Source organism: Nocardioides sp. Root682 (genome assembly GCF_001427795.1).
GTDB lineage: Bacteria > Actinomycetota > Actinomycetes > Propionibacteriales > Nocardioidaceae > Nocardioides.
In genome coordinates this window covers 58,669-70,746 of sequence record NZ_LMHJ01000001.1, presented here as the reverse complement: position 1 = coordinate 70,746, position 12,078 = coordinate 58,669, and the positions used below count along the sequence as shown (strand labels likewise).

The 12,078-nt window shown below is 69.8% G+C and carries 12 protein-coding genes; all 12 read left to right on the top strand.

Features of this window, described 5'->3' with window-relative positions:
- Positions 1-32 precede the first annotated feature (32 nt).
- Genes rpmI through argB form a run of 12 tightly spaced genes read left to right on the top strand, consistent with a single transcriptional unit; the run spans position 33 to position 12,072 of the window.
- Positions 33-227 carry a 50S ribosomal protein L35 gene (gene rpmI / locus ASD84_RS00370; RefSeq protein WP_056705475.1) on the top strand — a complete coding sequence of 65 codons (195 nt, stop codon included), beginning with the start codon at positions 33-35 and terminating at the stop codon, positions 225-227.
- A gap of 38 nt (positions 228-265) precedes the next feature.
- Positions 266-652 (top strand): 50S ribosomal protein L20, encoded by a 387-nt coding sequence (rplT, locus tag ASD84_RS00365; RefSeq protein ID WP_056705472.1) that lies wholly within the window; start codon positions 266-268, stop codon positions 650-652.
- Positions 653-669: 17 nt separating this feature from the next.
- Complete coding sequence (locus ASD84_RS00360; protein WP_056705469.1) at positions 670-1,488, top strand: TrmH family RNA methyltransferase; 819 nt, start codon at positions 670-672, stop codon at positions 1,486-1,488.
- Positions 1,485-2,528 (top strand): PAS domain-containing sensor histidine kinase, encoded by a 1,044-nt coding sequence (locus tag ASD84_RS00355; RefSeq protein ID WP_235530901.1) that lies wholly within the window; start codon positions 1,485-1,487, stop codon positions 2,526-2,528. The genes ASD84_RS00360 and ASD84_RS00355 overlap by 4 nt, the downstream gene beginning before the upstream one ends.
- Positions 2,529-2,543: 15 nt before the next feature.
- Complete coding sequence (locus ASD84_RS00350) at positions 2,544-3,140, top strand: DinB family protein (protein ID WP_056705467.1); 597 nt, start codon at positions 2,544-2,546, stop codon at positions 3,138-3,140.
- Positions 3,141-3,190: 50 nt separating this feature from the next.
- Entirely contained in the window at positions 3,191-4,300 is a 1,110-nt protein-coding gene (pheS, locus tag ASD84_RS00345; RefSeq protein ID WP_056705464.1) for a phenylalanine--tRNA ligase subunit alpha, read from the top strand.
- Complete coding sequence (pheT, locus tag ASD84_RS00340; protein ID WP_056705461.1) at positions 4,300-6,783, top strand: phenylalanine--tRNA ligase subunit beta; 2,484 nt, start codon at positions 4,300-4,302, stop codon at positions 6,781-6,783. The genes pheS and pheT overlap by 1 nt, the downstream gene beginning before the upstream one ends.
- 41 nt (positions 6,784-6,824) lie before the next feature.
- Positions 6,825-8,369 (top strand): TolB family protein, encoded by a 1,545-nt coding sequence (locus ASD84_RS00335; protein WP_056705457.1) that lies wholly within the window; start codon positions 6,825-6,827, stop codon positions 8,367-8,369.
- Positions 8,370-8,419: 50 nt separating this feature from the next.
- Complete coding sequence (gene argC, locus ASD84_RS00330; RefSeq protein WP_156391503.1) at positions 8,420-9,475, top strand: N-acetyl-gamma-glutamyl-phosphate reductase; 1,056 nt, start codon at positions 8,420-8,422, stop codon at positions 9,473-9,475.
- The gene (locus tag ASD84_RS00325) at positions 9,472-9,915 is read left to right on the top strand and encodes an ACT domain-containing protein (RefSeq protein ID WP_056705454.1); all 444 of its coding nucleotides are present in this window, start codon (positions 9,472-9,474) and stop codon (positions 9,913-9,915) included. The genes argC and ASD84_RS00325 overlap by 4 nt, the downstream gene beginning before the upstream one ends.
- Positions 9,916-9,940: 25 nt before the next feature.
- Complete coding sequence (argJ, locus tag ASD84_RS00320) at positions 9,941-11,101, top strand: bifunctional glutamate N-acetyltransferase/amino-acid acetyltransferase ArgJ (protein ID WP_056705450.1); 1,161 nt, start codon at positions 9,941-9,943, stop codon at positions 11,099-11,101.
- A gap of 35 nt (positions 11,102-11,136) precedes the next feature.
- The gene (gene argB / locus ASD84_RS00315) at positions 11,137-12,072 is read left to right on the top strand and encodes an acetylglutamate kinase (protein WP_056710437.1); all 936 of its coding nucleotides are present in this window, start codon (positions 11,137-11,139) and stop codon (positions 12,070-12,072) included.
- Positions 12,073-12,078 lie beyond the last annotated feature (6 nt).

Here is a 12,078-nt window from a genome sequence, read left to right as displayed (position 1 = left end):
CCACCTGACTTCGCAACAAGGAGACGAGAGACATGCCGAAGAACAAGACGCACTCCGGTGCCAGCAAGCGGTTCAAGGTGACGGGCACCGGCAAGATCCTTCGGGAGAAGGCCGGCAAGCGCCACAACCTCGAGAAGAAGGCCTCCAAGGTCACCCGCCGCCTCAGCGGCACGGTCGAGGTTGCCAAGAACGACGTCCCGCGCGCGAAGAAGATGCTCGGTCTCTGACCGCCCTTCGCACTGATCACTGAAACAAGGAGCACAACATGGCACGCGTCAAGCGCGCAGTGAACGCGGCGAAGAAGCGTCGTACCACCCTCGAGCGGGCCAGCGGTTACCGCGGCCAGCGCTCGCGGCTGTACCGCAAGGCCAAGGAGCAGGTCACCCACTCCCTGGTCTACAGCTACAACGACCGCAAGAAGAACAAGGGCAACTTCCGCCGCCTGTGGATCCAGCGCATCAACGCCGCTGCCCGCGCGGAGGGCCTGACCTACAACCGCTTCATCCAGGGCCTGAACCTGGCGGGCATCGAGGTCGACCGCAAGATCCTTGCCGACCTCGCCGTCAACGAGCCGGCGACCTTCTCCGCGATCGTTGCGCAGGCCAAGGCTGCTCTGCCCGAGGACGTCAACGCGCCCAAGGTCTCTGCCTGAGTCTCGGAGCCTGACGAATGGTTCCCCTGACCGCTGGTAACACCAGGGTCAAGGACGCACGGAAATTGCACCGCCGTCCGGAGAGATCCGGGCGGCGGTGTTTCCTTGCCGACGGCCCCAAGGCCGTGGAAGGGGCACTCGGCGTCCCCGACTGCGTGATCGAGGTCTTCGCGACTCCCGCGGCAGCCTCCGAGCACGCCGAGCTGCTCGGCGCCGCTCCCGTCACTCTTGTCGATGACCGGGCGATGGGTGGGCTCAGCGACAGCGTCAGCCCGGCCGGGCTGGTGGCTGTCTGCCGGTTCCTCGACGTCCCGCTGTCAGCGGTGGTTGAGGTGCGAGGAGCGCAAGCGACGAGCCTCGAAACCTCCGCGCTCCCGTTGCTCGCCATCTGCGCCGACGTCCGCGACCCCGGCAACGCCGGCACCGTGATCCGCTGCGCCGACGCAGCCGGTGCGGCTGGCGTCGTCCTCGCCGGCGACGCGGTCGACCTGCACAACCCCAAGACCATTCGCGCCTCGGTGGGCAGTGCGTTCCACGTCCCGATCGCGCTCGAGCGCGATCCCGCGGCTGCCGTCGCGGCAGCTCGCGCGGCCGGCTACCAGGTCCTGGCCGCCGTCGGTGGGGGAGAGCTCGATCTGTTCGATGCCGAGGCCGTGCTGGCGAAGCCGACTGCCTGGCTCTTCGGCAACGAGGCGTGGGGTCTGCCCGACGAGCTCGCCGCGCTGGCCGACCACCGGGTGAGCATCCCGATCCTGGGCCGCGCGGAGTCGCTCAATCTCGCCACGGCAGCGGCGGTCTGTCTCTACGCCAGCACCCGCGCCATGATGGCAGGGTGAGCGACCCCCTCGACCTGCTGCCTGACGGCGTCGTGATTGCCGACGGTGCAGGACTCGTCACGGCACTCAACGTGGTCGCGGCCCAGATGCTCGACGCCGATGCGGACACGGCCATCGGAAAGCCGCTCGGCGACGTGCTCGCGCTGACCGACCACGACGCGCAGGCGTGGACCGACGCCAATGCGCCCTACGGCGGCCTGCCGACGCGCACCGGGATTCCGGAGCAGACCTGGCTCCTGCCGAACGGGACCGAGGTCCTCGTCGCCGCCCGACTCCATCGCCCGGTGCGTTCCGGTGCCAGTCCGATCCGGGCGGTGGAGTCGGTTGCCATCTCGCTGCGTTCGGGCCGCGGGCGAGCCCGCCTGGACCGCGACCGCTCCGACCTGGTCGCCACCCTCGCCCACGAGCTCCGTTCGCCGCTCACTGGCGTCAAGGGCTTCGTCCACGCGCTCCTCAACCGTTGGGACAAGCTGACCGACGAGCAGAAGCTGTTGATGCTCACGACGGCAGGTGCCGACGCGGACCGGTTGAGCCGGCTGATCACCGAGCTCCTCGACGTCGCCCGGATCGACACCGGACGGCTCCAGCTGCACCGGCGTCCCACGGACCTGGCGGCCAAGACCGAGCAGGTGCACCGGTCGCTCGCGGTGATCACCTCGACGCCGATCGAGGTCGAGAGTGACGAGGACCTGCCGCTGGTCGACGCCGATCCCGACAAGGTGTTGCAGGTCATCACCAACGTCATCGAGAACGCCGTGCGCCACGGCAGCGGGACCGTGCGGGTCCACGTCGGCCTCTGGTCGGTCGACCCGTCGTACGTCGCGGTCACCGTGACCGACGAAGGTGACGGCATCCCGCTCGAGCTCCGCAAGCGGATCTTCACCAAGTTCTGGACCGCCGCCACGGGCGGGGGATCGGGGCTGGGCCTCTACATCGTGGCCGGCCTGGTGAAGGCGCACGGAGGGACCGTTGTCGTGGACGACCGCCCGGGTGGCGGTGCGAGCGTGCTCACGGCGTGGCCGGTCGCTGTCCACGCCTGAGTGCACAATGGCCGGGTGGCCGATCTCGAGCAACCAGTCGACGTCCTCCGCACCTATCTGCAACGGTCACGCGATGCGCTGGTGTGGAAGCTCGACGGGCTCAGCGAACGCGAGGTCCGCCTGCCGCGGACGCGGACCGGCACCACTCTGCTCGGCATCGTGCTGCACTGCGCGAATGTCGAGATCGGCTACTTCGGACCCACCTTCGGCCGCGAGTGGCCGGACACCGACGATCCTGCGTATCTCACGCTCGACGTCTACGACGACGACCCGCAGGCCGACTGGTGGGTGCCTGCCGAGGTCAGCACGGCCCACCTCCTGGACTTCTACCGCCGGGTGGGCGCGTTCGCGGACGCTGCCTTCGACGAGCTGCCACTCGACACCCTGGGCCGGGTGCCGTGGTGGCCCGAGGAGCGGGCGACCACCTCGCTGCACCGGATCGCGATCCACGTGATGAGCGATGTGGCACGTCATGCAGGTCACGCCGACGTGCTCCGCGAGGAGATCGACGGTGCGACGGGAATGCTCCGCGAATCGACCAACATCCCCGATGCATTCGACTGGCCGGGCTACGTCGCACGACTCACCGCGATCGCCGATCAGTTCCCATAACCGTTACCGGTTCGCGGGGGAGCACCTCCGGTTCCTAGACTTGCCCCCTGATGTCTGGACCGAACACTGACTTTGACCCCGTGGAGGTCGCCGCCGTGAGCCCTGCTGAGCTCGAGGCTGCGCGCGACGCCGCTCTCGCCGCGATCGCTGCCGCCCCCGATCTCGAGGCGCTGAAGGCGGTGCGCAGCGAGCATGCTGGTGACCGTTCGCCGCTGGCCCTCGCCAACCGCGAGATCGGTGCGCTGCCGCCCCAGGCCCGCAAGGAGGCCGGCCAGCGGATCGGCCAGGCCCGCGGTGCGGTCAACCAGGCGCTCGCTGCGCGCCAGGCCGTCCTCGAGGTCGAGAACGAGGCCCGGATCCTCGTCGAGGAGGCCGTGGACGTCACCTTGCCGACCGACCGCGACCCGGTGGGTGCCCGGCACCCGCTGACGACCGGCGCCGAGCTGATCGCCGACATCTTCGTCGCGATGGGCTGGGAGGTCGCCGAGGGCCCGGTCATCGAGGCCGAGTGGCTCAACTTCGACGCCCTCAACCTCGGCCCGGACCACCCGGCGCGCACCATGCAGGACACGTTCTGGACCGCCCCGGCCGACAACCACCTCGTGCTGCGCACCCACACGAGCCCGGTGCAGGCGCGCACGATGCTCGCCCGTGGCGTCACCGACGAGGCGCCGATCTACGTCGTGTGCCCCGGTCGCGTCTTCCGCACCGATGAGTACGACGCCACCCACTCCCCGATGTTCCACCAGGTCGAGGGTCTCGCCATCGACAAGGACATCTCGATGGCGCACCTCAAGGGCACCCTCGACCACTTCGCTGCGCAGATGTTCGGCGACGGCATCACGACGCGGTTCCGGCCGTCGTACTTCCCGTTCACCGAGCCGTCGGCCGAGGTCGACCTGATCTGCTTCGTCTGTCGAGGAGTCGACAGCGATGCCTGCCGCACCTGTCGCGGCGAGGGCTGGATCGAGTGGGGCGGCTGCGGCATCGTCAACCCGCGCGTGCTGCAGGCCTGCGGCATCGACTCGAGCAAGTACTCCGGCTTTGCCTTCGGCATGGGCATCGACCGCACCCTGATGTTCCGCCACGGTCTCGAGGACCTGCGCACCCTGTTCGAGGGCGACGTCCGGTTCACCACTGCATTCGGAAGTGAGCTCTAGTGAAGGCCCCCGTTTCCTGGATCCGCGAGTACGTCGACCTGCCGGGTGACGTCACCACCGAGATCCTCACCGACCGGCTGACCGCGCTCGGGCTCAAGCTCGAGGGGATCCACGCCGCGGGCGCGGACATCCAGGGCCCGCTGGTGATCGGCCGCGTGCTGACCCGCGACCCCGAGCCGCAGAAGAACGGCAAGGTCATCAACTGGTGCACGGTCGATGTCGGCGCCGCCAACGGCTCGGGTGAGCCGCAGGGAATTGTCTGTGGCGCCCACAACTTCGAGCCCGGCGACCTCGTGGTCGTCGTGCTCCCCGGCGGCGTGCTGCCGGGTGGCTTCGCGATCAGCGAGCGCAAGACCTACGGCCACCTCTCGGCCGGGATGATCTGTTCGGCCGCCGAGCTCGGCCTGTCCGACGACCACGACGGCATCATCGTGCTGCCCGCCGATGCCGGTGCGCCCGGTGACGACGCCTTCGACCTGCTCGGCCTCGGCGAAGAGGTCATCGAGTTCGAGATCAACCCCGACCGCGCCTACGCGCTGTCGTTGCGCGGCGTTGCCCGCGAGGCGGCTCTCGGCTTCGGCCTGCCGTTCACCGACCCTGCTGAACGCGTGGTCCCCGAGGTCGACGGCAAGGCCTACCCGGTCCTGATCGAGGACCCGGCCGGCTGCCCGGTGTTCACCACCCGCGTGGTGACGGGGTTCGACCCCGCGGCCGCGTCGCCCGACTTCATCAAGCGCCGCCTCGAGCAGTACGGCATGCGTTCGATCTCGCTTGCCGTCGACGTGTCCAACTACGTCATGGTCGAGCTCGGGCAGCCGACCCACTGCTACGACCGCGACAAGCTGGCCGGCCCGATTCGCGCCCGTCGCGCGCAGGCTGCCGAGAAGATCACGACCCTCGACGACGTCGTGCGTGAGCTGACCGTGGATGACCTGGTCATCGCCGACGACAACGGACCGATCGGCATCGCGGGCGTGATGGGCGGCGCCGACACCGAGATCAGCGACACGACCACCGCCATCGTGATCGAGGCCGCGCACTTCGACCCGACCACGGTCTTCCGTGCGCAGAAGCGCCACAAGCTGCCGTCAGAGGCGTCGAAGCGCTTCGAGCGCGGCGTCGACCCGCTGCTCCCGGCTGCTGCGGCCGACCGCGTGGTCGAGCTCCTCGTCGAGTACGGCGGCGCGACCGCCGAGCCCGGCTTCACCCTCGTCGGCACCGCTCCTGAGCGTCCGACCATCCAGGTGGCCACCGACCTGCCCGCCCGCCTGAGCGGGATCGACATCTCGGCGATGACGACGGTCGAGCACCTGCGTGCCATCGGCGCCGTCGTCACGGAGCACGGTGTCGACACGATCGAGGTCACCGGCCCGAGCTGGCGCCCGGACATCAACGAGCCCTACGACCTGGTCGAGGAAGTCGTCCGGATCGTCGGCTACGACCAGGTGCCCAGCGTGCTGCCGCGGCGGGCGACGGGCCGCGGACTGACCCGGACCCAGCGCCTGCGCCGGCAGGTCGGCCGGGCCCTCGCCGGAGCCGGTTGCGTCGAGGTCGTGAGCTTCCCGTTCGTGGGCGAGGCCACCTTCGACAAGCTCGGGCTGCCGGCGGATGACCCGCTGCGCTCGACCGTCGCCCTCGCGAACCCGATCTCCAGCGAGGAACCGGGCTACACCACCACGCTGCTGCCGGGCCTGCTCGACGCCGCGGGACGCAACATCGGTCGCGGATCCTCCAGCGTCGCGCTGTTCGAGACGGGCACCGTCGCGTTCCCGTCCGACAACGGACCGGCGCCCATCTACGGCGTGCACGCCGGCCCGTCGGAGGCCGAGCTCGAGAAGCTGCTCGAGGCCCTGCCTGTGCAACCACAGCACCTCGCCGTCGTACTCGCGGGGGAACGGACGCGTTCGGGCTGGTGGGGCGCCGGTGTCGAGGCCGGCTGGTCCGACGCCCTGGCCGTGGTCCGTCGCCTCGCCGACGAGATCGGCGTCAGCGTCGAGGTGAGCGCGGCTGCACGCATGCCCTGGCACCCTGGCCGTTGCGCGCTCATCACGATCGACGAGGTCGAGATCGGCCATGCCGGTGAGCTGCACCCCTCCGTCTGCAAGGCCTTCGGACTGCCGGCGCGCAGTGCGGCCCTCGAGGTCGACCTGGACGCGTTGATGGCTGCTGCTCCCGACGTCACGCCCGGCCCGAAGTTCTCGACCATGCCGGTCGCCAAGGAGGACGTCGCCCTGGTCGTCGAGGAGACGGTGACGGTGGCGGAGGTCGAGGCAGCCCTGCGTGCTGGTGCGGGGGAGCTGCTCGAGTCGGTGCGGCTCTTCGACGTCTACACCGGTGAGCAGATCGGTGCGGGCCACAAGTCGCTGGCCTTCGCGCTGCGTTTCCGCGCGCCTGATCGCACCCTGACCGAGGCCGAGACCAGCGCCGCCCGGACTGCCGCCGTGGCCGCCGCTGGTGAACGCACGGGAGCCGTGCAGCGCTGAGCAGACCCCGCGCCACGAGCGATGCCCACTAGGCTCGCGCTGTGCTGCACGAATCGCTTCGGGAACTGATCGTTGCGCGGGGCGCGGGAGTCATCGCCGACGCCGAGGAGTTCCGTGGCGCGCTCGATGACTTCCTGCGCGAGGACGAGGCGACCGTCGGTGAGCTGAACCTGCTCGTGGACGCGGTTCGCCTCGGCGCCGTCCAGCGTTTCCTGACGGTCGTGGACCAAGGCGCCGATCCAGCGGCCGCCGTACGCGAAGCGGGCCTGAGCCTTGCTCGCGACCGCGGCACCGACGACCCCGGCCGATCCCGGTGGGCCGTGGCCGTCATCGGCTACGCGTTGGGGAGGGCGCCGATGTCCGTGGTGAACGACCTGATCATCTCGGAGTCCACACAACCCACGCCGCCACCACCTCCGCCTGCCGTCACTCCTCGGGCAGGCACCCCTCCGCCACCGGACTCGGGTCCACCCCGGCCCACGACGGTCGTCGCGCCCAGCACCGCAGCCCTTCCGGTGGAGCCCGTGGCGCAGCGTCCCGTCCCGGCCCCGCCGCCGCCCCCGGTTCCGTTCGATGCACGGCGGCCGGCTCGCCGTGGCCGTGGGCTGCTCGCGGCGTTGCTCGTGGTCGCTTTGGTGGCGGCGATCGCGGGTGGCGTGTGGTGGTGGCGATCCGGGGACGGGAAGACGGACGATCCGAATGCTGACGAGACAGGCTCGGGCGACGACAACAGCTCCGCCCGTGCGCCCGGCGCCATCGGTGACGACGAGCTGGTGCTGGCGATGGAGGTGGACGGCCTGACCCGTGTCTACCGGGTTGGCGCCCAGACGGGTGACGCCACCCCCATCACGTCCGGGCCGCTGGACCAGAACCCGGCGATCTCGCCGGATCGGCGCTGGATCGTGACGCTCCTCGGTGACTCGGGTGGCAAGGTCCCCTACGTCGTCGACGTGGCCAGCAAGGGACAGGCCCGACGACTCTTTCCCGAGTCCGGGCCGTGCGCGCGGGCCGATCGGGTCGGCTGGAGCCCGGACGGGTCCCGGGTGGCTGCGGTGTGTGTGGACGCCACCAATGCGCCGTTGGGTCTCTTCGTGGGCCTCGTCGACGACCAGGGCACGGTGGCCGAGCCGGAAGAGGTCGATGTCCCGGCAGCGGGCTCGCTGAAAGGTGCGCTTTCCTGGGTCAGCGACAGTGAGCTGGTCTACCAGCAGTACGACACCGCGAAGGGCAGCGGCCTGCACGTCGTCGACCTCGACAGCGGGGAGACGCGCCGGATCACCGAGGAGGACGGCCTGTTCCACGGCCAGCCCGACTACTCCAGTGATCGTGGCCTTCTGCTCCTTGCGGTGGGGGCCAAGCGGCTCGAGCCCAGTGCGATCGTCGCGGTCAAGCCGGACGGTTCCGATGAACAGGTGCTGCTGGCCGATCCCGTTCTCTACCCGACCTGGTCGCCGGACGGCAGCGAGATCGCGTTCCTCCGCGACGGCCGGCTCTTCATCGGTCCCTGGGACGAGCTGGGCGCTGCGCACGAGCTCACTGGTCTGCCGGGGCCGGTGAGTGCACCGCCGGTCTGGGGCTCGCGGTGACCCGAGGACCGACCCCCCATTCACCAAAACATGCATAGGTCTGTATATTCATGCACATGAAGAAGGTTCGGGTCGCCGTTGCAGGCGCCAGTGGGTACGCCGGCGGCGAGGTACTGCGTCTCCTGCTCGGCCACCCCGACGTCGAGATCGGGGCCCTCACCGCGGGCAGCAACGCAGGGGAGGCCCTCGGTTCGCTGCAGCCCCACCTGGTGCCGCTCGCCGAACGGATCCTGGAGCCGACGACCGCTGAGGTCCTGGCGGGTCACGACGTCGTGTTCCTGGGACTTCCCCACGGTCAGTCCGGCGCGCTCGCCGAGGAGCTCTCGGCCGCCGACCCCGACGTCGTGGTCATCGACTGCGGAGCCGACTTCCGGCTCGAGGACGCTGCTGACTGGGAGCGGTTCTACGGCTCGGCTCACGCTGGCACCTGGCCCTACGGACTCCCGGAGATCCCCGGCAACAGGGATGCGCTGCGCGGCGCGCGGCGGGTCGCCGTACCCGGTTGCTACCCGACGATCTCCTCACTGACCCTTGCTCCGGCAGTCGCTGCAGGGCTGGTGACTCCCGACGTCGTCGTGGTGGCCGCCTCGGGCACCAGTGGTGCCGGCAAGGCCGCGAAGACGCACCTGCTCGGTAGCGAGGTGATGGGCAACGCCAGCGCGTACGGCGTCGGTGGCGTGCACCGGCACACGCCGGAGATCACCCAGAACCTCGGCAAGCTCGTCCCCGGCGGCCCGGCCTCGGTGAAGGTGAGCTTCACGCCGCTGCTGGTGCCGATGTCACGCGGCATCCTCGCCACCTGCTCGGCGCCGCTCGCCCGTGAGGTCAGCGCAGACGAGGCCCACGCCGTCTATGCGAAGGCGTACGCCGACGAGCCGTTCGTGCACGTGCTGCCCGTCGGCCATTGGCCGCAGACCCAGTCCGTGCTCGGCTCCAACGCCGTCCACATCCAGGTCACCGTCGACCCCGTCGCCGGCCGGCTCGTTGCCGTCGGCGCGATCGACAACCTTGCGAAGGGCACCGCCGGCGCCGCCGTGCAGTGCATGAATCTCGCCCTCGGTCTCGATGAGACCACGGGCCTCACCACGGTAGGACTGGCGCCATGACCGAGCAGACCGAAGCGACCGACCAGGCAGACGAGACGTCCGCGACGTCGTACGGCATCTCGAGGTTCCCCGAGACGCTCGCCGTCGTACGGCTGGCCGCAGGCGCCGAGATCCCCGAGTGGGCCGAGTCGTCCTCGATCTTCTCGATCACTGCCACCGCGACCGAGACCTCGCTCGTGTGCGCTGGACGGAGCGTGCCGAAGAAGGCCCGCCACGAGAAGCCCTTCACCGCTTTCAGCGTCAACGGTCCGCTCGACTTCGGTCTCGCCGGCGTGCTGGTCGCGTTGCTGACCCCGCTCGCCGAGGACGGGATCAGCGTCTTCACCCTCTCGACCTTCGACACCGACTGGATCCTGGTGCCGGCCTCGCAGGCCAATCGTGCCGAAGAGGCGTGGCGACGATCGGGGCACACCGTTGCCCTCGCCGTCCCCGCCAAGTAGTCGCACACCTCCAGAGGCCACCACCATGAGCGTCACCCATCCCGCCGGCTTCGTCGCCGCCGGCGCTGCCGTCGGCATCAAGTCCACCGGCAAGAAGGACCTCGCCCTCGTCGTCAACCAGGGCCCCACCTTCGACTCCGCATCCGTGTTCACCAGCAACCGCTGCAAGGCCAACCCGGTCCTGTGGAGCGAGCAGGCCGTCCAGGACGGCACCGTCCGCGCGGTCGTCCTCAACTCCGGTGGCGCCAATTGCTACACCGGTCCGGAAGGCTTCATCACCACCCACCGGGTGGCCGAAGAGGTCGCCACCCTGCTCGGCATCGGCGCGATCGACGTCGTGGTCTGCTCGACCGGACTGATCGGGCTGGCCAACGACCGCGACGTGCTGCTCGCCGGCGTCAACACCGTCCATGGCCAGTTGTCCGCCGAAGGTGGCAACGACGCGGCCGAGGCCATCATGACCACCGACACCGTCAGCAAGCAGGTCGTCGTCCAGGGCCCCGACGATGCGGCCTGGTCCATCGGCGGCATGGCCAAGGGTGCCGGGATGCTCGCTCCCGCGCTCGCCACGATGCTCGTGGTCATCACGACCGACGCCGTCGTGCCCGCGGGCGACCTGGACACCGCGTTGCGCGCGGCCGCCCGGGTGAGCTTCGACCGGCTCGACTCCGACGGGTGCCAGTCCACCAACGACACGGTGACCCTGATGGCCAGCGGTGCCTCGGGTGTCACGCCCTCTCTCGAGGCCTTCACCGCCGCCCTCACCGAGGTGTGCACGTCACTCGCGAAGCAGCTGCTCGCAGACGCCGAGGGCGCCGACCACGAGATCACGATCACGACGGTCGGCGCCGCGACCGAGGACGAGGCGGTCGAGGTCGGTCGCAGTGTCGCCCGGAGCAACCTGTTCAAGGCGGCCGTGTTCGGCAAGGACGCCAACTGGGGACGCGTCCTCGCCTCCGTCGGTACGACGAGCGCGGTCTTCGACCCGGCCAACCTCGACGTCGCGATCAACGGGGTGTGGGTCTGCCGTAACAGTGGCCCGGCCGAGAGCCGCGACCTCGTCGACCTGTCACCGCGGGCCGTCACGGTCACCATCGACCTGAAGTCCGGTGACGCCGAGGCAACCGTGTGGACCAACGACCTCACCCATGCCTACGTGCATGAGAACAGCGCCTACAGCTCATGACCGACCACATGGACCCCCAGCGGGAAAGTCAGAAGATGTCGAACACCGACCAGGTGCGGCCGCCCGCCGCAGACCCGTTCAAGGCAGCCACCCTCGCTGGTGCGCTGCCGTGGTTGAAGGCGTACCACGGCAAGATCGTGGTGGTGAAGTACGGCGGCAACGCCATGACCGACGACACCCTCAAGCGTGCCTTTGCCGAGGACATCGCCTTCCTGCGCTTCGCCGGGTTCCGCCCGGTCGTCGTGCACGGCGGCGGACCGCAGATCTCGCTGATGCTCGACCGGCTCGGCATCAAGTCCGAGTTCCGGGGCGGCCTGCGGGTCACCACCCCCGAGGCGATGGACGTGGTCCGGATGGTGCTCGTCGGCCAGGTCCAGCGTGAGCTGGTCGGCCTGATCAACGAGCACGGCCCGTTGGCCGTCGGCCTGTCCGGTGAGGACGCCGGGCTCTTCACGGCCGAACAGACCGGCACCGTCGTCGACGGCGAAGAGGTCGACCTCGGCCTCGTCGGCGAGGTCGCGAAGGTCCGGCCCGAGGCCGTCCTCGACCTGATCGAGGCCGGACGGATCCCCGTCGTCTCCAGCGTCGCACCCGACATTGATGGCGTCATCCACAACGTCAACGCCGATTCGGCGGCGGCGGCCCTGGCTGCCGCGCTCGGTGCCGAGAAGCTGCTCGTCCTCACCGACGTCGAGGGGCTGTACCTGAACTGGCCCAACGTCGAGGAGGTCATCGGTGAGATCAGCCCCGAGGCGCTCGAGGAGCTGCTGCCGACGCTGGCCAGCGGCATGATCCCGAAGATGGACGCCTGCCTCCAGGCGGTGCGCGGGGGAGTGAAGCGCGCGACCGTCGTCGACGGGCGCCAGGCGCACGCCGTACTCCTCGAGCTGTTCACCGATGAGGGCATCGGCACCCAGGTGCTGCCCGGCGTGACTACCAAGACGCGCAAGGTCAGGGAGGCCCAGTCATGAACACAG